At 44.6% G+C, this 20,087-nt stretch carries 22 protein-coding genes; 8 read left to right on the top strand and 14 right to left on the bottom strand.

Annotation, left to right across the window (positions count from 1 at the left end; translation table 11 throughout):
• Positions 1-139 precede the first annotated feature (139 nt).
• The gene (locus tag BLP50_RS14505) at positions 140-328 is read left to right on the top strand and encodes a hypothetical protein (protein ID WP_242869233.1); all 189 of its coding nucleotides are present in this window, start codon (positions 140-142) and stop codon (positions 326-328) included.
• A 53-nt stretch (positions 329-381) separates the two neighbouring features.
• Here the strand turns inward: BLP50_RS14505 and BLP50_RS06770 are convergent, their stop codons facing one another.
• From BLP50_RS06770 to BLP50_RS06745, 5 genes are all read right to left on the bottom strand, one after another.
• A complete protein-coding gene (locus tag BLP50_RS06770) occupies positions 382-1,959 on the bottom strand; it encodes a recombinase family protein (RefSeq protein WP_090153363.1) in 1,578 nt (525 codons plus the stop codon).
• Positions 1,960-2,103: 144 nt separating this feature from the next.
• The gene (locus BLP50_RS06765) at positions 2,104-2,298 is read right to left on the bottom strand and encodes a hypothetical protein (protein WP_002334813.1); all 195 of its coding nucleotides are present in this window, start codon (positions 2,296-2,298) and stop codon (positions 2,104-2,106) included.
• Between the two features lie 72 nt (positions 2,299-2,370).
• A complete protein-coding gene (gene mobV / locus BLP50_RS06760) occupies positions 2,371-3,315 on the bottom strand; it encodes a MobV family relaxase (RefSeq protein ID WP_002334814.1) in 945 nt (314 codons plus the stop codon).
• A gap of 183 nt (positions 3,316-3,498) precedes the next feature.
• Complete coding sequence (locus BLP50_RS06750; protein ID WP_002588752.1) at positions 3,499-3,894, bottom strand: replication initiator protein A; 396 nt, start codon at positions 3,892-3,894, stop codon at positions 3,499-3,501.
• A 111-nt stretch (positions 3,895-4,005) separates the two neighbouring features.
• Positions 4,006-4,419, bottom strand: coding sequence for a cysteine-rich VLP domain-containing protein (locus BLP50_RS06745; RefSeq protein ID WP_002588751.1), 414 nt, complete (start codon positions 4,417-4,419; stop codon positions 4,006-4,008).
• 338 nt (positions 4,420-4,757) lie between these two features.
• Between BLP50_RS06745 and BLP50_RS06735 the strand changes: the two genes are divergently transcribed.
• From BLP50_RS06735 to BLP50_RS06725, 3 genes are all read left to right on the top strand, one after another.
• Positions 4,758-5,561 carry a helix-turn-helix domain-containing protein gene (locus BLP50_RS06735; protein WP_002334816.1) on the top strand — a complete coding sequence of 268 codons (804 nt, stop codon included), beginning with the start codon at positions 4,758-4,760 and terminating at the stop codon, positions 5,559-5,561.
• 28 nt (positions 5,562-5,589) lie between these two features.
• Positions 5,590-6,135 (top strand): P-loop nucleotide/nucleoside kinase family protein, encoded by a 546-nt coding sequence (locus BLP50_RS06730; RefSeq protein WP_001071501.1) that lies wholly within the window; start codon positions 5,590-5,592, stop codon positions 6,133-6,135.
• Between the two features lie 175 nt (positions 6,136-6,310).
• Positions 6,311-7,177 carry an aminoglycoside 6-adenylyltransferase AadE gene (locus tag BLP50_RS06725; protein ID WP_001255868.1) on the top strand — a complete coding sequence of 289 codons (867 nt, stop codon included), beginning with the start codon at positions 6,311-6,313 and terminating at the stop codon, positions 7,175-7,177.
• Here the strand turns inward: BLP50_RS06725 and BLP50_RS06720 are convergent.
• The 3 genes from BLP50_RS06720 to tet(W) all read right to left on the bottom strand — a co-directional run bounded on the left by BLP50_RS06720 (position 7,126) and on the right by tet(W) (position 9,926).
• Positions 7,126-7,536, bottom strand: coding sequence for a hypothetical protein (locus BLP50_RS06720; protein ID WP_002334817.1), 411 nt, complete (start codon positions 7,534-7,536; stop codon positions 7,126-7,128). The two genes, BLP50_RS06725 and BLP50_RS06720, sit on opposite strands and share 52 nt — an antisense overlap.
• A gap of 239 nt (positions 7,537-7,775) precedes the next feature.
• Positions 7,776-7,859, bottom strand: a complete 84-nt coding sequence (locus tag BLP50_RS14645; RefSeq protein WP_207645739.1) for a helix-turn-helix domain-containing protein — start codon at positions 7,857-7,859, stop codon at positions 7,776-7,778.
• A gap of 147 nt (positions 7,860-8,006) precedes the next feature.
• Positions 8,007-9,926: a tetracycline resistance ribosomal protection protein Tet(W) gene (gene tet(W) / locus BLP50_RS06705; RefSeq protein WP_090152943.1), complete on the bottom strand. Its 1,920-nt coding sequence runs from the start codon at positions 9,924-9,926 to the stop codon at positions 8,007-8,009.
• Positions 9,927-10,594: 668 nt separating this feature from the next.
• Between tet(W) and BLP50_RS06695 the strand changes: the two genes are divergently transcribed.
• Positions 10,595-11,020, top strand: a complete 426-nt coding sequence (locus tag BLP50_RS06695) for a hypothetical protein (protein ID WP_242869232.1) — start codon at positions 10,595-10,597, stop codon at positions 11,018-11,020.
• Between the two features lie 41 nt (positions 11,021-11,061).
• On the opposite strand, the gene BLP50_RS06690 is transcribed toward BLP50_RS06695, so the two are convergent.
• From BLP50_RS06690 to BLP50_RS06665, 6 genes are all read right to left on the bottom strand, one after another.
• The gene (locus BLP50_RS06690; protein ID WP_090152939.1) at positions 11,062-11,370 is read right to left on the bottom strand and encodes a hypothetical protein; all 309 of its coding nucleotides are present in this window, start codon (positions 11,368-11,370) and stop codon (positions 11,062-11,064) included.
• Positions 11,370-12,275: a ParM/StbA family protein gene (locus tag BLP50_RS06685; RefSeq protein ID WP_090152935.1), complete on the bottom strand. Its 906-nt coding sequence runs from the start codon at positions 12,273-12,275 to the stop codon at positions 11,370-11,372. The genes BLP50_RS06690 and BLP50_RS06685 overlap by 1 nt, the downstream gene beginning before the upstream one ends.
• 22 nt (positions 12,276-12,297) lie before the next feature.
• Positions 12,298-12,690 carry a DUF6262 family protein gene (locus tag BLP50_RS06680; protein ID WP_090152931.1) on the bottom strand — a complete coding sequence of 131 codons (393 nt, stop codon included), beginning with the start codon at positions 12,688-12,690 and terminating at the stop codon, positions 12,298-12,300.
• Entirely contained in the window at positions 12,690-14,177 is a 1,488-nt protein-coding gene (locus tag BLP50_RS06675; protein ID WP_090152928.1) for a tyrosine-type recombinase/integrase, read from the bottom strand. The genes BLP50_RS06680 and BLP50_RS06675 overlap by 1 nt, the downstream gene beginning before the upstream one ends.
• A complete protein-coding gene (locus BLP50_RS06670; protein ID WP_176753710.1) occupies positions 14,174-16,063 on the bottom strand; it encodes a tyrosine-type recombinase/integrase in 1,890 nt (629 codons plus the stop codon). Before BLP50_RS06670 ends, BLP50_RS06675 begins: the two co-directional genes overlap by 4 nt.
• Positions 16,064-16,202: 139 nt before the next feature.
• The gene (locus tag BLP50_RS06665; RefSeq protein ID WP_090152922.1) at positions 16,203-17,309 is read right to left on the bottom strand and encodes a tyrosine-type recombinase/integrase; all 1,107 of its coding nucleotides are present in this window, start codon (positions 17,307-17,309) and stop codon (positions 16,203-16,205) included.
• 318 nt (positions 17,310-17,627) lie between these two features.
• Between BLP50_RS06665 and BLP50_RS06660 the strand changes: the two genes are divergently transcribed.
• Genes BLP50_RS06660 through BLP50_RS06650 form a run of 3 tightly spaced genes read left to right on the top strand, consistent with a single transcriptional unit; the run spans position 17,628 to position 20,026 of the window.
• On the top strand, positions 17,628-18,338 hold the full coding sequence (locus tag BLP50_RS06660) for a helix-turn-helix domain-containing protein (protein WP_028247284.1): 711 nt from the start codon (positions 17,628-17,630) through the stop codon (positions 18,336-18,338).
• Positions 18,335-18,994 carry a nitroreductase family protein gene (locus tag BLP50_RS06655; RefSeq protein WP_090152920.1) on the top strand — a complete coding sequence of 220 codons (660 nt, stop codon included), beginning with the start codon at positions 18,335-18,337 and terminating at the stop codon, positions 18,992-18,994. Before BLP50_RS06660 ends, BLP50_RS06655 begins: the two co-directional genes overlap by 4 nt.
• Positions 18,995-19,006: 12 nt before the next feature.
• Complete coding sequence (locus BLP50_RS06650; protein WP_090152917.1) at positions 19,007-20,026, top strand: restriction endonuclease PLD domain-containing protein; 1,020 nt, start codon at positions 19,007-19,009, stop codon at positions 20,024-20,026.
• The last annotated feature ends 61 nt before the right edge of the window (positions 20,027-20,087 follow it).

Below are 20,087 nucleotides of genomic sequence, written 5' to 3'. Positions count from 1 at the left end.
ATGTTTTTTTATGCCAAAGGGAGGATAACTAATGCCGAGAAATCAATTTCAAAGAATGATCTTCGCCCTACTTACAGTAATAATTACTGTACATGGGTATGTGTTTTACAGCTTATACGTTGTAAACGGGAAACTACTTATGGAGATAACAGGGGCAGATAGTGTGCTTGGTGCTATCAGAGCACAGGGCGGCGTGTATATGTTTGGAAGAATGCTTCCTATATGGGCCGTTGTAATTGTGGAGTTCTGCTTTGCATATGCCCTGGAGTGTCTTGTGGGAAGCCCTATGTCTTTGCTAATGTGCGATAAAGAAGTAATAGAAGTGTAAAAAATTTTGCCGTTCCTATCCGGCACTTAGGGCTGTGTCGGATAGGTCAGGCGTTAGGCTTCCGGCAAGTCTATCTTGCCGACAAAGCTGTAATAAATCTCAATGTCCTGCCTGCGGGTGCCGTTCTCGTCATAGCTGCACTCATGCACGACGATTTTCTCAATCATTTCCCGCAAGAGGGTGGGGGTCAATTCTTCAAAAGCAAGGTGCTTTCTCACAATCCCCATGAATTTCTCGGCGTTGACGGTGGCGGCCTGCGACTTGGAAAGTTCCTCCTGCAAAGCGGCAGCCCGGTCTTTCAGTTCCCGCTGCTCCTGCTCATAGTCCGCCGACAGCTCCATGAAACGCTCGTCGCTGATTTTGCCGCTTACATTGTCCTCATACAGCCGCTTGATAATGCGGTTCACTTCGGCAATGCGTGTCTGGGCCTGTTCAAGCTGCTTCGTGGCTGCGGCGGTCTTTCTCTTGCCGCCGATTTCGTTCTGCTGGATGAGCAGCTTTACAAAGCGGCTCTCATGCCTGGCGGCGTATTCCGTCACTTGCCGGAGATTGGAAAGCACGCCCGCCGTCAAAAGGTCGGTGCGGATAAAGTGTGCCGTACAGTCACGGGTACGCTTCTTGTAGCTGCCGCAGATATAACAGTCCTGCTTGCGGTTCTTGTTCTGATACCGCTGCTGATACAGCACATGGCCGCAGTCGGCGCAGAACAGCATACCAGAGAACAGCCCCACTTCATCATAGCGGTTCGGGCGTTTTCGCTGCTTGCGTAACTCCTGCACACGCTCCCATGTTTCCGTGTCGATAATCGGCTCATGGTGATTTGGGAAGATAGCCTGCTTCTCGATGGGGTTCTCAACGCTGTGCTTGACCTTGTAAGAGGGCTTCTCCGTCTTGAAGTTTACCAGACAGCCAGTGTACTCCCGGTTTTCCAGCAGATGGACGACGGTGTTTGTCGCCCACTTGCACTCATAGCCGGGGTGGTAGCGTCGGGTGCTGCCCGTCCTGCGGTATTCCAGCGTCCCCGGCGTGGGGATTTGCTGCTCCGTCAGCATACGGGCAATCTTGGTCGGGCCATTTCCCGCAAGGCAAAGCTGGTAAATCTGCCGGACAACCGGGGCGGCTTCCTCGTCAACGATATAGTTCTCGTCCTTGTCCATGAGATAGCCATAGACTGGCTTGCTGGTTACAGGCTTGCCGCTCATGCCTTTTGCTTTCTTTACTGCCTTGATTTTCTTGCTCGTATCTCTCACCAGCCATTCGTTAAATAAGTTCCGCAGAGGGGTAAAATCATTGTCCATGCCGCCGTTTGCGCTGTCCACGTTGTCATTGACAGCGATAAAACGCACGCCCTTTTGAGGGAACAGCATTTCCGTGTAAAATCCCACCTGCAAGTAATTACGCCCCAGCCTGCTCATGTCCTTGACTATGACGGTGCCGACTTTCCCGGCTTCAATGTCTGCAAGCATGGCTTGAAATCCGGGCCGCTGGAAGTTCGTTCCAGACCATCCATCGTCGATATATTCATCTATGACATTCAGGCCATGCTCGGCGGCATATTGCCGGAGCATCATGCGTTGTGTCTGAATACTCCCGCTTTCTCCTTGCAGTTCATCGTCCCGGCTCAATCTCATATAAAGCGCCGTGTTGTAAATCGTAGTATTGTAAGGTTGTTTCACCGTAAAAATCCTCCTTCTAAAGAAACAACCCACGCTTACAATACTTTTGCTCTATGGCAATTATATCATAAGCGTGGGCGTGTTATCAATGATGGGCTATCAGGTTGAAGCGGCTTTTTCTGCGGTATGCCGCACCACATCTACAATCAGATCACCGAGGGGCTTCCCGCCTGCGGCGAAGTGTTCGGAGATTTTTATACGGTTGTTCCCACATACAAAATACTGCGTGCCGTTCTCTGCTTGTATAACCTGCCCTGTTCGGGGTGTAAAAATATCGCTTTCACTTTTTGCCATCCAGTGTCCTCCATATTCAGTTTTCAAGGTACAATGCCGCACAGAGGCGGCGAAAATTTCTGCTTATATCTATCACCTTTCCTTTACCGTGTGCCGCTGCTGACGTTTCAGTTCCGCCAGTATATCCGGCGGGATACGGTCAACCAGCCGCTGTAAATTGTCCAGTTCGCTTTTCAGCTTTGCCCGTTCCATCGTATCTTTCATCTTTCCTTTTTCGCTGGCCTTTGCCCTTGCTTCCAACTTCTCATTCTCCGCCAGCAGGTCATTGATTGTGACCTTGTACTTTTTCAACTGCCCGGAGAAATTCTCCATCTGCGGGAACCACTTTTTCAGCATGGAGAGGGCTTCCTCTTTTTTCTTTCCGGCGTTCAGCGGGTTAATGCCGTCCAGTGTGGCTTCAATGGCTCTTGCCTGCCGGGAGAGGGAAACCGCCTGTTTGAAAAGCCGGGTGGGGATATGCTTCCGGCCTGTCCTGCTGGCGCTCTCCCCACGCTCCAAGTCAGGATATTTCTCCACCATATAGGCGTGAAAATCGTCCTGCCACTTCGTCAGGTTTGCCCGGTTGCCGATAATCTCCTTTGCACACAGGCGGTTGTCCTTTGTCAGCGGAACAAAGGTCAAATGCAGGTGGGGCGTTTTCTCGTCCATGTGTACCACCGCCGACACGATATTTTCCCGTCCTACCCGGCCAATGAGGAAGTCCGCCGCCCTCTGGAAAAACGCCTGTATCTCCTTTGGGGATTTCCCCTTGAAAAACTCCGGGCTGGCAGTTACCAGCGTATCGACAAACCGTGTGCTGTCCTTGCGGGTTCGGCACCCGGCCTGTTCAATGCGGTTTTGAATGAAATGATAGTACCTGCCCTCTGGCTTGACGATATGAAAGTTGTACTTGCTCCGGCTTGTGTCAATGTCGGGGTTGCTGGCGTATTGTTCTTTCTGTCTTTCGTGATGGGCTTCCAGCGGCCTTGCCGGGTTGCCCTTGTGCTTCTCAAACCGCAAAATTGCGTGTTGTGCCATTCTGCTCCTTTCCCCATTCCTTTCCTATCCGGGGTTTTCCACAGGGAAAATCCCGCAGAAATTAGCTCGGATAGGATTGGAATGGATAGAATATAAATAAATCTTTTTAATCTTTGTATTTCTATATACCGTCCGGTTTTCGTACTTCCGGGGAGTGATTTCCTCACTTCATAAGTACGGTTTTCAGCCCTCCGGCGTACCAGAACCGGATTTCTTGAAGTCGGTGTTTGGAACCGCTTCATAGGATTTTGGGAAAATGCGGTTGGGTTTTCCACAGCCCTGCTTCTGGATCTCCACCAGCCCGGCGTATTGCAGTTCCCGCAGGGTGTTTACCGCTTTCTGCCGCCCACAGTGGAGCAGGTCAACCACCTCGCAGATGGGATAGTACAGATAAATCCGTCCGCAATCATCCGCCCACCCATTCTTGCGGGATAACTCTGTCCGGCGCAGGATAAAGGCGTACAGAACCTTTGCCTCGTTGGACAAGGGCTTGAATGTGGGGGCTTCAAAGAGGAAATTCGGGAGCCGGGTGAAGCTGAACGCCTTTTCCGGCTGATGGATATAGATGGTATTTGTCATAGTGCGTTTTGTGGACGGTTAGAAGCCCGTTTTCCGGGGCGGGCGATACTTTATACCACCAGCCCCGGTTTGGGGCTTGCGAAGCCTGATAAATCAAGGCTTTTTTCGCTCCTAACTGTCCACAGCAGACCTCCTTTTCCGTTCACTTTCTGTTTTCTGCCGCCTGTGAACTCTGGCGGCACAGCCGGGGCAGTATTTTGCCCGGTTGGATTTGGGGACGAACACACCGCCGCAGACCTCACAGCGTTTCAAGTCCTTATCCCGGAAAATCTCCGCTTCCAGCGTCCCGTCCAGCGGCAAGACCGCCCAGCGGAACCACTTACAGCAGACCGAGAAAGAAATCGTCTGCGGACAGGTGCAGGTGTCCCCATCGTCAAGGACAATGCAGTTGCCGTCCTCACAGCAACAGCACTCCCGGCGTATCAGGCTGGCCGCCTGTTTTCTCTGCGCCGGGGTCATGCGGTAAAGGGAACCGTCCGGCCTGCGTTCCAGCGGCGGCAAGTCTTTATAGGGGTTATCTCTCATGCGTTCCCTCCATTTTGCTTTCCGTTGCCGTTCTCCCCGAAAAGGTTTCCTGCCCCATTCCTGCGGCGTGTTCCGGCGTTGGCACGCTCCTCGCAACTTCGGGACATTTTGTCCCGAAGTCCGACTCCTTGCGGTGCTTCCCCAGCCGGGGTATTCCTTTTCGGACGGTCATTCTGTTTTCAAGGTGCCGTCCATCGATGAACTACCCTAAGTCTACACGAAAAAAATGCAATTCCCGGAATATTGCGAGAATTGCATTTTGATGAAGTTTACACTTTGGAAATTGCATTTTTGCAATCATTCTGTATAATGGAAGTATGCGGAGGAGGTGCGTATCTATGGCTTTACCCGGAACGCCCGGACAGCGGATTTCCGATTTATGCAACGGGAACCACATCACACAAAAGGAACTTGCGGAGAAGATAGGCGTTTCCGCTTCCCAGTTGAGCCGCATTGTCAGCGGCGAAACAAGAACGGTCAGCAGTGATATTCTCATAGGTGTGGCAAAGGAATTTAAGGTATCGACAGACTACATACTGGGCTTGTCTACCGTGAGCGTTCGTAAAAGCTACGATATTTCTGAATTAGGCTTGTCCGAGGGAGCCGTGAGGGGGCTTGTGACGGGTGCTGTTGATGTGCAAATCCTCAACCGCCTGTTGGAACACAGGAATTTTCCTAAGCTGATAGATTTGATACGGATTTATTTTCAGGATACGGCGGCAAAGGGCATAACAGCAAGAAACCAGCTTATCGAGATGGCAACGGCTTCCCTGTCCGACCTGATGAAAGAACACCCGGAACACCGGGCAGAAGCGAAGCAGGATTTACAGCTTTTGAACGCCCAAAAGATAGGGGAACATGAAGCGGAGATTGAAAAAATCAAAAATGTGTTCCTGGCTATCCTGCGGGACATTAAGAAAGACATTGACAACGGGGAACAGCCGGGAGAAGCTGTGACCGCCGCTATGTTCCAAGCCATGCGGGACGCACTGGCGGAACAGAAACAAAAACCACTTTCCATTGACGATGTAACGGCGATGATAGCTGGACAGATCGGACAGCTTACACCGATGGATAAAGAAACTGTTGAAATGTTCCAGCAGTTTGCGAAGAAGATGATTGAGCAGGCAGGAACAAAGTGATAAATTTGAATTGTGAGGGAAAATACAGATGAATCAAGGAAGAATTATTGTGATTACAGGCTCACCGGGGACAGGAAAAACAACAACTGCGTCAATTGTCGCAAAGGAATCAGATATGGATAAATCAGTGCATATGCACACCGATGACTTTTTTCATTACTTAAGCAAAGGCGCAATACCACCACATTTGCCAGAATCCAACGAGCAAAATCTGGTTGTCATTGAAGCCTTTTTAGAAGCTGCAAAGCGATATGCTCGTGGCGGATATGATGTAATTGTAGATGGGATTGTCGGGCCATGGTTTTTGGAGCCATGGAAAGCTCTTGCCCAAGAAGATTACGAGGTACACTATATTGTATTAAGAGCGAGTAAAAAAGAAACTATGAAGCGAGCTGTGGAACGCTCAAAATTAGATAGAAAAACAAATATTGAATTAGTGGAAACAATGTGGGAGCAATTTTCCGGTTTGGGAGTATATGAATCAAATGTCATAGACACAACTACATTCACAATTAAAGATACGGTTTCCGCAATAAAAGAAAGAGTTGCATGTGGGACGTCTTTACTATCTTAGACATTCCCATTTGTCAGGAAGATAGCAAAGCCAGCCGAGCCAGTCAACGGTCAAGATGAACGGCGCATTTCATGCGCCGCCGTTGACAGTCCCGCCCGTCTTTGCTAAAGGGTAATCAAGGCGGGAAAGCCCTAAAATGGCTTCACACCTATTTCAATAATTGGAGGAGATAAAAATGAGATCAGAAAAGGAAGTTTATGATATTGTTTTGAATTTTGCAAAAACAGACAAACGCATTCGCATGGTTACTTTGGAAGGATCTAGAACAAATACAAATATTCCGCCTGATGATTTTCAGGATTTTGATATTACTTTTTTTGTTACGGATATGGACAGCTTCACAAGTGATGATAAATGGCTAGATATATTTGGTGAAAGGTTGATTCTGCAAAAGCCGGAAGATATGGAATTATTTCCAGCTGTAGAAAAGGGATTTTCATATTTAATGCTGTTTACTGATGATGTTAAGATAGATTTAACTTTGCTGCCGCTGGAACTGATAGACGAGTATTTTACATGGGATAAACTGGTAAAGTTACTGTTGGATAAAGACAACCGTATCGTAAAGCCGCCAATACCAACGGATATAGACTACCACTTGCAGAAGCCTACTCAAAGAATGTTTGACGATTGCTGTAATGAATTTTGGAATACTACAACATATGTAGTAAAGGGCTTATGCCGCAAAGAAATTCTTTTTGCTATTGACCATATGAATGATATAGTACGAAAAGAATTGCTTCGCATGATTTCCTGGCTGATTGGTATCAAACAGGGATTTCATTTCAGTTTGGGAAAAAACTATAAATTTATGAAGCAATATGTCCCAGAGGAATTGTGGGAACGACTTATGTCCACTTATAATATGGATTCCTATCCCCATATGTGGGAATCCTTTGAACAATGTATGGCATTGTTCCGGGAGGTTTCGTCAGAAGTGGCATGCCAGTTGGATTACCAGTATCCACTATATGATGAAAAAATCAGTAATTATGTGATTCGGCAAAAGAAAAAATATGGCATTGAAGATGATAACAAATAAAATTTTTTCAATCGAAAAAATTTATTTTGATTATTCAATTTTGAAAAACTGAATACCTCAAAATCAGAAAGAGAGCGGCCAAGCACTTTGAGGGATTGGCCGCCTTGTCCACCCATCCAGCGGGACAGCGGGCGGAGGTCAAGGCCGGGTGTAAACCCGTTCATTTCAGCCTTGACGGTTGCCCGTTGTCCTGCTACTTTTCCGGGAGTGTGGCCACAACTTCGGGACACTTTGTCCACAAGTTGGAGCGTAGGACGAGGAACTGGGGCTTTCATATACGCCCTGTCTGCTGATGAGTCCAGACCTGCGCTTGCGGCTCCACGCCACGCAAGCACAGCCCTGTTTTCCTGCCGCTTCAAATGCCCTTGCCCTCCCCGGCGGCAACGGCATTTTCACGGCAACGCCGGCAGAGCGTATAACACACTACACTTTGCTTCGCAAAGTCGTGTGCCAAATGGGGGCGTTGCCCCCTTTGGAAACCCCCACAAGAAAAGGCGGTACGCTACCCCTCCACGGGGCGCATACCGCCTTTTCTTGTTATCCAGCCCTCCGGCTGTATCGGTTGAGCAAAAGTCCGCGTGGGATTGATGTGGTATCTTTAACTTTGGGAAACTCCTCTCTCCCAATTCGATAGTGCCTGCCGGGTAACATTCAATTCCCCGGCTAGTTCTTCCTGTGTCATTCCCAATTGTGTTCGCAGATGACGTATTTGCTTTCCTGTTGTAATATTCGTCTGTTCCTGGTTCAAAATAGTTTCTCCTCTCTGATACTGATTTTATCAATGATATTTCGCAATAGCCAGCAATGAACGCTTGCATTGCGCAAGACGTTACATTATCTTCTGAAACATATAGCGCACCTTGTCCAGGAGGCTGTTTGGACGGCGGGGCTGGATGACTGGCTTGCCGACAGCGGCCTGATACCCTTTCAGTTCTGTAAGGCATACGCTCTGCCCGTTGGTGTAAAAGGCCAGATCAGTACGGTATGCCTGTATACAGCGGGCGGGAATCTCGCCAGTAAAGACAACTTCATCCTTTTTTACCTGGACCGTTTCGATGGTGGCACAGTATTTCGGTGCATCATGATAAGCCCTGGAAAGATATTCCCGGGGCGCATAGAGGGTGAAGGAGAGATAAGGTTCCAGCAGTTGCGTCCCTGATTCCTTCAATGCCTGTTCCAATACAATCGGGGCCAATGAGCGGAAGTCCGCCGGCGTGCTGACCGGACTGTAATAAAGCCCGTATTCAAAGCAAATCTTACAGTCCGTTACGTTCCAGCCGAACAAGCCCTGCTCCAGCCCGTAACGGATACCATCCCTGACAGCGTTTTGAAAACTCTGGTTCAAGTATCCCAGCGAAACCCGGCTCTCGTATTGTACACCGGAGCCAAGCGGGAGTGGTGTAACAGACAGTCCGATGGATGCCCAAAACGGGTTGGGCGGCACCTCGATATGGATGGTGTGGCTGGCTGCTTTGAGCGGCCGCTCCATATAAATGACGGTGGGTTCCTTTACCACTGTTTCAAGCTTGTATTTTTCCGACAGCAAAGCGGAAACAACCTCCAACTGCACCCGGCCCAAAAAAGAAAGAATGATCTCATGGGTGATGGAATCCACCTCGCAGCGCAAAAGCGGGTCAGTATCCGCAAGTTGCGTAAGAGCGTCCAGCAGCCGTTCTCTTTGCGCTGCCGTTTTCGGCGCAATCGACGTCCGCAGCATGGGGAGGGGGTCCTCACGCCACCTTTTACGAGGGAGCCGGGTTGGGTCCCCTAATACATCGTTTAACCTCACGCTGTCGCTGGGAAGGATAACAATTTCACCCGGATAAGCGGTGTCTGTCCGAACAATTTCCCCTTTGGATGGAATACGCATCTCTGTGATTTTCAGCTTTTCTCTCCCGGCCAGGGCCACCGTATCCCGCAGGCGCAGCGTTCCGCTGTATAGCCGTAGATAGACACGCCGCTGGCCGCAATCTGTATACTCCACCTTGAAAACGCTGCCGCATAGGGCGGCGCTCCCCTGTTCCCCAATCGGTTGGAACAGCCCTGTCACCGCATCCATCAACGGTTGAATGCCAAGGCCCTTTTTGGCGCTGCCATAATAGACCGGGAACAGGGAGGCGTCTTGAACCCGCCGCTGTTCCTCCCGCACAAGTTTTTCCCGGCTGATTGGTTCTCCTGCGATATACTTTTCCAATAATTTATCGTTATTTTCGATGACCGCATCCCATGCTTCTATGTCGGTATTTTCCTCCAGGACTATTTCCGGGGACAGCGACACCGTCTGCTTGATGATAATATCGGCGGAGAGCTTATCCCGAACAGACTGAACCACGCTCTGCAAATCAACGCCAGCCTGGTCGATCTTGTTGATAAAGATAACGGTGGGAATGTTCATTTTCCGCAGGGCATGGAACAGAATACGGGTCTGGGCCTGCACGCCATCTTTAGCGGAGATCACCAAGATGGCCCCATCTAAAACAGCCAAAGAGCGGTACACCTCCGCCAAAAAATCCATGTGGCCGGGCGTATCCACAATGTTGACTTTACATCTGTGCCACTGGAAGGAAGTGACTGCCGCTTGAATGGTAATCCCACGCTGCCGCTCCAAAAACATGGTGTCCGTCCTCGTTGTCCCTTTTTCGACGCTCCCCGGTTCTGAAATGGCTCCGCTGGCATATAGCAGGCTCTCCGTCAAGGTCGTCTTTCCAGCGTCTACATGGGCAAGAATTCCAATATTGATTATTTTCATGTGATTGTCCTCCCTTTACTGCCCCGAAGGGCATAAAAATCCCCAGCAGTAAAATACTTTTACCACTGGGGATGATAATTTGCGGACATACACATATACAGCATACACCTGTTTGTGAGTGCTGTTTTTGGGGATATGTCAAAATTGATAAGGCAAAAGTATTCTTAAATTGGGTACAAAAAACTAAGCCCCTACAAAAGGGACTATCATAATCCTTTGTTCCCACTATTTGATTATAGTTTTATTTAAGAATACCTTGCCGCATATTTTTTACTCCTTTTCTGGAATTGAATTATTATATCACATCAGTTTTAGGAAAACAAGTATCTAAAAGAAATTTTTCTTCCCCTTATATGTAACAATCATACCGGCTTCCTAACGTTCAGAATGGTTTCTACTGTCTGCTGCGGTGTTTGGTTGGAATTGTCCAGCCAAAAGCCGATCCGTGGTGTTGTCTGCATTTTACTAAATACAAATTCAATGTATACAGAAAGAAATATATAAGGAGTGGGAGGGATTCCGCCGTAGTCGGCATTGTAGGAAAATCCAAAAGTTTAGATTTTCTCAAAATGCTTATCTTTTGGTCTTTGGTTCGGAATAGTGTAGTGCTGGCGGTCTATCTATTGTTTTCGGTTGCTTGCTTCTTTACCGTACATGAGCATTTTAAGATGGCTTGTAGGATGTTTGATCCGAAGAATAACCATCCAATGATTTTTGAAACAGCTATCATTTCATGTACTGTTCTTATCATGTGCCCGGCAATGAGCTTTATTGCTGCATTTTTGTATTATCCATACTATAACGGATTTAATATTTTTACGCTTCTTGCTAACTGGATAGAGCTTATATGTCATAACTTTCCGTTTGCATTCTTTTCACAGATATTTTTTATCCAGCCATTTGTAAGATGGGCATTTGGAAAGCTCTTTGCAAAAGACATAGCTGCCAGAAACAAGAATGCATCTGTGGAACATCCTAAAGATGAGACAGAAGCAATCGCGGACATCTTTAAGAGAATGGATGAAATCCAGGAAAGACTTGAACACGAAAGAAGGCAGAGAAAGAAGCTTGCTGAGAAATTGAATAACCAGTAATGTAAATGAGCCAAGAGACTTGTTCTCCTGGCTCATGCTTTTTAGAAACTATCAAGAAATGAGAGAGCAGCATCAAATGCGGCTTCCTCTTTTTTTGTATCCTCTTTTGGAGAGGTATCTGCGTTTTGGGAAGATATCGTAAGCTTTCCGGAAAGCCTTTCTGCTATAAGGTCTGCCAACTTTTCAGCATCATTTGATGCAAGGTCTTCACTTATAAGGCGGCGTACAGCTTCAATTACCATATGGCTTTCGGAACGGTAGCCGTATTTCTTATAGTCTGTAATCGCATCGTATACAGCAAGATCTGAAAGATTGTCCTGAAAACGAACGGTCTTCCTTTTGACGTTCATTACCTGCCTCCCATCTTGTGGCGGATAAGCTCCTCATATCCTTTGGCATTGATAGATACATCATCAAGTATGAGGGCATTTTTTTTATCAGCTTCGGAGAGGAAGTGCTTCATGATGGTTGCGCCGCCTCCGATGAAGATAAACTGGGTAAGGTCAGAGTTAAAGTTTAAGGCTCTGATCTGATCCATGAGGTTTGTAGCATAGGATGTAAGACCTGTCTTAATGATATCAAGGTAGTCTTTAGGGATATCGCTTGTTCCGTAGATCATGACTTCTTTGATGGTGGTTTCGTCTGCTTCCTGCCCGAGGTTCTGACGAAGAGCTTCGTTGATGTCATTCATGCAGGTGATGGTTCCAAGAGGAAGGCTCTTACATCTTGTCTGATCAGGGATAAATTCTGTCAAAGGCAGGATATCCACTGTCCAAGAACCGATATCAATGACAAGGGCTGATTTGTGAAAGTCTTTCATGAAAGAGACAATCCCGGCATAGCCTTGAGGGAATACATCTACAGAAAGCAGTGTTACTGAGTACTGTACATCCTCATATTTGAAGATGAGGCGGCGGTTTTTAGTGTAGTAATCCACAAAGTCTTTTTTCTCTGCGCCCATACGGGTAAGGGGGACGCCCACACCAAGATGTACATCTGCAACAGTGGTGCCGGTCTTTTTAAGTTCCTCAGCGATAGCTGCCATTGTGAGAACTCTCATGTTTTCATCCTCAGTCTTTGATTTCTGGACGGATACTTTGCCGTTCCCGATGGCATAAAAGCCATCAGTGGTCTCAATTACCCTTGTAGCAAGGGGAGGTTTTCCGGGGAGCTTCTTTACTCCTGAAGAAAAACAATTGTGTGATGTTTTGGTATTTCCGTATCCTACATCTACTCCGATTACATATGCTGCCATAGTTTAAAATCCTCCTTGTAAATTAAAGTTTTTCAATAAGTGCAAAATCAACATCGTTTTGTTTCTCGTCTTGAAGCCTTTTAAGAGCGAAGGTAAGCTGGCTTTTTTCTCTGCGCAGACGATCAATCTCGTCTTTTTGCATTTTCACAGTCTCTTTAAGGGCTTCATTTAAGGTCTTGTCCCTGCGGGAGGATAAGATTTTTCCTTCCTGAGACTTAAGGGCTTTCATAAGTTCATCATTTACCTGTTCGTTTTTATAGAAAAATGATCTTGAAAGTCCAGTAAGCTTGGTAAGTTCAACGATTGATATGTGTTCGTTTGCTTTTACCATGCGTCTTATAGTGTCAATTGCGAGGATCTTCTTTTCCTCTGATAGCTTCTTATTTGCAAGAAGCATGTTGTCGTAGTTGTTCATTATTCCATCCATCCTTTCTTAAATTTCTTTATCTTTTCGTTACGTGCATCAATTACCGGCTTTGTGCTTTCGGCTAAGGTCTTAGGACTCATCTGCCTGTAATATGCCACACTGCTTATGGACTTGTGCCCAAGAAGAGCTGCTATTGTCGCATCATCAGCAAAGAGGTCACAAAGGTGCTTTCCGTATGTATGCCTTAAAAGATGCGTTCCTACTGTAAAGGGCTTTCCATTATCATCAAGCAGGTCAAGGGTCTGTACCATAGTTCTAAAGCGGTAGGAAAGAGAAGCGTATGTCATGGGCTTTGTGGAATCTCTGTCCGAGACAAAGATATAATCACAATCGCCGTATATACTTGCAGTTTCCTCTATGCTGGCTTTAAGGAGCGAGCATAGTTCTTCATTGATAGTCTTTTCATAGGTATTTCCGGTTTTGGGCTGGCATATCTTTACGTGTGGCTTTTCTCCAAAGAAGACATTTTCCTTTTTTAGCGTCATGGTATCGGATATACGAAGCCCTAAAAGCTCATGGATTAGCAGGAGCCTTGCAGTCTGCTTATCAAGGAGCTTATAGCCAGCGTGCAGTCTTTGCAGCTCTGCATCAGAGTAGCTTTTGTATATGGTTCTTTTGTGCTTAGAAAAGTCGCTTTTTAGGAAAATTCCTTTTAGGTTGTCATAGGAGTATAGCTTTCCAACCACGATAAAGATGCTTTTTAGGGCAGACAGTTCTGTCCTGTAGTCCTTTTTACGTTTTGATTCAAGGTAGAGGTATGACAGGTATTCCTCTAAAAGTTCCCGGCTAAAGTCCTTTAAGGATATGATCTCCGGGAAAGATTTTTGTAAAAATTCAGAGAGAAAATTCACTGCCATGATTTCCACAGATACATAGCTTACAGAGCGTCTTTTTAAGTGATATAGAGCGGCTTCTTTGATTTCCTTTTTTATGTCCTCTTGCCTGATCTTTGAGAAGTTTATCTGTTTTCTTTCCTTGATAGGGGAGTCCCGTACAGGGAAAGGAAGCGATTCTAACTTCCAGATATCATTTTCAAGTGAAAAGCCTTCATTTTCCTTTGGAAGAAAGTAATTATATGCTGCTCTTAGGTAGTAAAACATTGGGTTATCTGCCCTATAGGTTTTTCCAAGCTCGGACCGGTACTTTTCATAGGAAAGTCTTTCTTCGTTCATGAGAAGATATACACGGAGCCGCCTTTCTATGTCCTTAAGAGGAATGTCTGTAAGGTGCTCTATTTCCGGAAAGGTATCAGTAATAAAGTCAGCAAAATTATGGAAGTTTGTTTGCTCGCTACGCAGTGAGAGATAGGATATCTTTTCTGCCCTGTCATATATAAAGGCGGCAAAGTCATTTCTTATATCTGTAGGTGGGAGCCTTGATAAATCAAAGGCATGCTTTGGTGCGTAAAGACTATGCTTTCTTTGATCCGGTGTTAAATTCCTGTAACAGGGCAGATCCTTAAAATACAGTTTCATTCGATATGGTTCTCCTTAAAATATTCCTCCTGTAAAAGGTCGATGCGACCCGGCAGGTGGTCAATGTACTGCTTTGTCATGTCATCCCTAGTGTGTCCAAGGTAAGCTCTTGTGGTTCCAAGGGGAGCTCCGGACATATGAAGGTCTGTAGCTATGGTGTGGCGATAGTCATGGGACTTAAAATCTATGTCCTTTGTTTCTTCATATAGAAGGAGCTGTGCTTTCATCTGCTTCACAAAAGTGGCTGCCTGGTAAGGCTTAGTCTTGTCTTTGCAGGAAGGGAAGATATATTCTGATTCGGAATCATCTTCCTTTATGTGCCTACGAAGGAGCCTTGATACTTCTTCCGGTATCGGGATCTGTTTGTCAGAGCGCAATTTATATTGGTAAATCTTAAGCCAAAAGGCTCCATTATCAGAAAAGAGGGCATCTTTTCTAAGTGAGCAGACCTCATTGATACGAAGCCCTGTGGAATAGAGGGTTAAGTACATAAGACCAAGGGTTTCGGGGAAGTCGGAAAGAACTGTAAAAATCTGATCAATCGTTTCTTCTTCAACAGTCCTGTCATGATGTAGATATCTTGCCTTTTTATAGAAGTAGTCAAAAGGAAACGATGGGATCAAAAGCTTTTCTCTGACGGAAAGTGTGGTCAGAAAAAAGGAAAGCATGGTGAGCGTCCTGTTATAGGTTTCCGGTCTAAGGTCCTGAGAGTCTTTGTATTCTATGAAGCCTTCAATATCTGAATATGATAGTTCGGATAGGGAACTGTGCTTTTCTTCAAGGTATTTGGTAAATTCCTTAGCTCCGTAGTATTTTTCAAGTAATGACTGCATAGAGTACTTGGGCGATAGTACAAGCAGATATTTCATGTAGTGCTGCAGGATTTCTCTGTGCTCATAGGAAACGTCTCCAAAGTTAAAGCACTCAATTCCTCGTGTAGGGTTTGCTCTTTCAGATAATGAGAATCTTTCAAGGAACCAGAGTGTTGCTGTAAAGTCTGGCTTACTATCTGAAAGAAATAAAAATCGTCTGGCCCTGTATAAAACCTGTGGAGCATTTTTAGATATCGCATCCATGTTTTTTTCAAGGAAAGCATGAAAATCAGATACTTCCTTGTCTGTTATATGTTTTAAGTCCTGAATACCGGCACTAACGCAGTACTTATAGAGATAGTAAAGGGGCGTTATGAAGTGCTGGATCATGTAATGGTTTTTTCGATCCTTAATCTGTGACAGGTCAAAAAGCAGGACTTTGTAAATTTGTTTTTTTACAGTCACAGATGCAGGCAGTGAAAAGTCAAAGTAAAGAAATTCCTTGCGCGCTGTGTAGTAAAGCCTCTCTGCAATGTAGGGATCCGGGAAGTATCCAAGAAAGAGGAGCCTATTTTCATAGGGCGGTGTTCTTTGGATGGTGATCTTTTTTATTTCTGATAAAACCATCTGATCTAAGGCTTTTAAGTATTCCGAGTGCTTTGCCGGAACAGAAAGAGCAAGGTAATCATCATATAAAGCCCTTGTATCTGCTGTGATTTCAGAAAAGCTTTCTATGCCGGACACCATAAGAAAGGTAAGACATTTTCTGCCACGGGCTGTTTCAGCAAAGGATGATACGGTAAGCGGATGTCCATTTTCTTTCATGTAAGCAAAATAGACGGTCTCAAGGTCTCCTTTGTATGCTGAATACTGTTTTGGTGAGAAAGCAAATTCATGACGGACAGTGGTAATAAAGGCTTTTAGGGTATTAACAGAGATTTCTGAAAGGGATGAAAAGCCAAGCGATGACAAAAATGAGTATAAGAAGTCAACCCTTTTGCCTAAAACAGAAGGCGAGAGGGTAATTTCCTCATATAATGAACTTTCGCTTTCGACTAACTTAAGTAGAGCCATAGTCATTCCTTTCTTAAACCTTAAGGGTTTTATCCATTTTCCTCTTAGGTGCTAAAAGTCCTTTTTAGGAGCCTTGTCAAGTCAGTAAGATATTTTGGCAGGTGGCTTTACAAGGCAGAGAAAAAGGATAAACTTGTCGCTATAGGAAATCGGAGATATTAACGCCTTCAGTAGCCTTTTTTAGGTAAAGATCCTGAGCATCTTCGATTTCGCGTGGTGATACATGTAAGTAGTTTTCTGTGGTTGCAATGTTTTTGTGTCCTAAAGCCTTGGAGATTTCAACAATCGCCCAGTTTGCTTTGCGCCTTTCATCCGCAAAATAGTGGCGGAGCATATGGTTTGTTACATGCAAGCCGCAGCGTCTGCCGATGGTTTCAAGTGATGAATAAAAGGTATTTGCCGTTAGGGGTGTACCCCTCGTTTTTCCATGCAGGACAATAAAGAGATAATCTGTTTTTTCAAAAAGATCCGCATTCTCCGATAGATAAACATTTAATAGCGAGAACAGGGCATCTGATATTTTCATGTAACGTTCTTCTGCATTTTTTGCGTAGGCACGGTTTTGGTTCGCATCACGGTATCTTACAAATATGCGCTTTTTCTCATAATCAATGTCCTCCGTATATCTGATTCCAAGTGCCTCACCGATACGAAGTCCCGTTTCCTCTAAGAGCATAAGAAGGAGTTTATCCCTATTGTTGTTGCAGGCGGCAAGTATCTTTTGAACATCTTCTTTTGTGGCAATCCGGGCATTATGTTCATTTTTCTTAAGGTACCCATCATAGGTAAGAAAAGAAGAACTTACTGTTGTGCCCACAGGTGTTACATATGAAAAGTTTCTGTCATCAAGCACTGATAAAAATGGAACCTCGCCATTTCTGTGCAGGAAGTTGTATAGTCCGAATACTGCCTGCAAATATGAGTTGGCGGTATTGTTTTTTACCTCTTTGTAGGAACCTGTGTGAGAGCCACTTTTTACATACATTAAAAAGTCGTAAAAGTGCTCTGACTGTTCTGCGAACTTCATAGAAGCCACGGAACTTAATGTCAGGTCTCTGTCATAGAGAAAATCCATGTAATACGGAAGGATCCTTGCAATGCGAAGGATTGTGTTGTGAGCTCTGTTTTGCATGACCTTGTGCTTTAAGTATCTGGTGCATTGTGGCTCAATCTGTCCCGTTTCGGAATCTTTTACATAGAAGTATGTTTTTCTGCCTTTTTTGGCCTGACCATATATATATTTCATGTGTCCTGATTTCTCCTTTCATCAGATATGTGGGACATAAAACACGTAATCCGTAACGGGAAATACAATTTTTGTGTAAAAAATTCTAAATCATAAGAGAGCATAACTTGAAACACATAAAATATGCTCTAAACAATAATAAAGCATATAGAGCAGTATATGTCAATAGGAAAATATGCTTTAGAATGAAATAGAGCATATTATGTTAAATGATAATTAATATAATAAATCAACATAAAGCACATTTTTCTTGAAAACGACTGTGCTTTATAGTAAAATACAATCTGTACTATTGTGCTATTTTAAGAGGAATGCTTAATGCGTAGAAAAGAGTTAACAGACTATCCTTTTAATAAAGAGATGTTCAGGGAAGTGATCATAAAGGCAAGAGGAGATAGGAGCCAGGCAACCTTTTGTGAAGAGTGCGGGCTTTCTTATGCCTATATGAACCGGTATGCAAATGCAAAGAATGAGGATGCACCGACTATCAGCACCTTAAAGAAGATTGCACTTGCAACCAGGGCAGTTTCATATGAAGAGCTGCTGAACGCTGCAGGCTATAATGCAGAGAAATATAAGGATGACAGGCCTGTAGGCGTGGCAAGAAAAGATTTCTTTCATCCGGTATTTCTTGGAATGGCGAACAGTAACTATGACTGGCGGATTGAATCCAAGGGATATCAGAATAACGAGCCTTTTGAGATCATCATAGAAAGAAATGAAGTAAATAAGTGGTTCTTTGTGCCTGTAACAAAAGCGGATATCACAAAGGATGAGATCCAGAGCATCATCATGAACCAGCCGAAGTTTACGCCCGGAAGCAAGGTAAGTTTTGTGACAGATGATGCAGGTATCTTCGAGACATTAAAGGCTATCGAGCTTCCTTTAATCTCCCTGTATATATCTGTAGTAAGGGTACTGGGGCAGGAGATCATAGATGAAGTAAGCATAAAGACCAGTATCAGTACGGATATTACGATAAAAAATGAGGACAATATACGTCCATTTGCCATAGGAGAGAACCAATGAGTGAGATAGATGCAATCAAAGAAAGACATTCCGTAAGAAATTATGAAGCAAAAAAGATTGAAGCTGATAAGGTCGAAAAGATCAGAGCTAAGATTGAAGAGCTTAACAAGGAAGGGAATCTTCATTTGCAATTTATGGTGGATGCCGGGAAGACCTATAATAAGCTCTTTAATAAAGTTGCAGGGCTAGGATCTGCGCCGAGTGTTATTGCCTGTGTAGGAATCGATGATGAAACTTTGGAGCAGAGAGTTGGGTACTATGGAGAAAAGCTTGTGCTTTTCATACAGGAGCTTGGACTTAATACCTGTTGGGCAGGAACTTTTAACCAGAAAAATATCGGTGCTGAGGTTGGAGATGGCGAAAAGCTTGTAATCAGCATTGCCGTAGGATATGGGAAAGATAAGGGTAAGCCCCATAAGTCAAAGAGTCCTGAGCAGGTAATTGAAGCAAAGGGTGATAGGCCCTATTGGTTTAATAAAGGCGTTGATATGGCACTTTTAGCACCTACCGCTATCAACCAGCAGAAGTTTACAATCCGACTAAATGAGGATGAAAGTGTGGATTTCGTGGATAAGGGCGGCATATTTAGCCAGGTAGATCTCGGCATTGTAAGATGTCATTTTGAAATAGGAGCAGAGAAAAGCTTTCCGATTTAAGGATGTGATGGTATGAATGTGGAAATTACATGGAATGGTGGCTTTAATCATAAAGAGGAACTTTTAGCGTTGGCTGAAAAGTCAGATACATTTTATCTGGTATCACCTTTCTTGGCTCCTGATATAGAGAAGATCATTGAGGAAATGCCAACCATAAAGAATCTTTATGTGTACACAAACATAGATGGCTTTGACATGGGCGTAGAAATCATAGAGGCTTTATCAAGGCTCCAGAAGTACTGCGAGAAGGAAAGCATTTCTCTTAGTATGTTTTATGACGACGGGTTACACGGGAAAGTTTATCTCTTTTATAAGGGAGAAAAGGCAACAGGATTTGTCACCGCCTCAGCAAATTTTACAACAAAGGGACTTACTAAGAATATTGAGTACGGCATTTTAATAGAGGATGAAACTCTCCAAAATGAAATGCTTAATAATGTGAGAAACAATGTTGCACATACACTTTCAGCGGCATATCTGTCTTACCTTTATGGGAAGGCACAGGAGTTTAAGAAGAAGCATCCAAAGCAAGAAAAACCGTCATTTAAATCTGCAAAGTTTGTGCGGTCTGAAAAGACAAAGGAAACAAGGTACTTTCTCAAGACAATCGGGAGAGATGGAAAGCCTCATCCTAAGAAGCCATTTGTGGATGATGTGAAGCTTGGATTCAAAAAAGCCACATATCATAAAGGTGATGTTATGGTGATTCATGCCAAAGAGCATGGCTTAGTAGTGGGAATTTATATGGTACTCGAAGATATACCTGAGGAATATACAGAAGATACATGGGATAAATGGACATATAAATATATGCTTCGTTGTCTGACACCGGATTTTAGTAAGAAATGGTGGCAGGAAGAAATAAAAACATTAGAATTGCCGGAGGATTTTATAATACACCGTCTGCATGAAGAAGATCATGTGACCATGCGAGGGAAGGATAATTTGAATGCCATCAGATATGGAAGTCCGTTCCAGCTCACAAAGGAATTTGCAGATTATGTGCTTAAAAGACTAAATGAGACGTTATGAGTCCGTTTTTTAGGTCACCCTATCTGCTACCATTACAGTAGAAACATAAAACACATGTAAA

The sequence above is a fragment of the Pseudobutyrivibrio sp. AR14 genome, assembly GCF_900101325.1.
Lineage (GTDB): Bacteria > Bacillota > Clostridia > Lachnospirales > Lachnospiraceae > Pseudobutyrivibrio.
The sequence above is the reverse complement of the archived record's forward strand: the minus strand, read 5'-3'. Positions and strand labels throughout refer to the sequence as shown.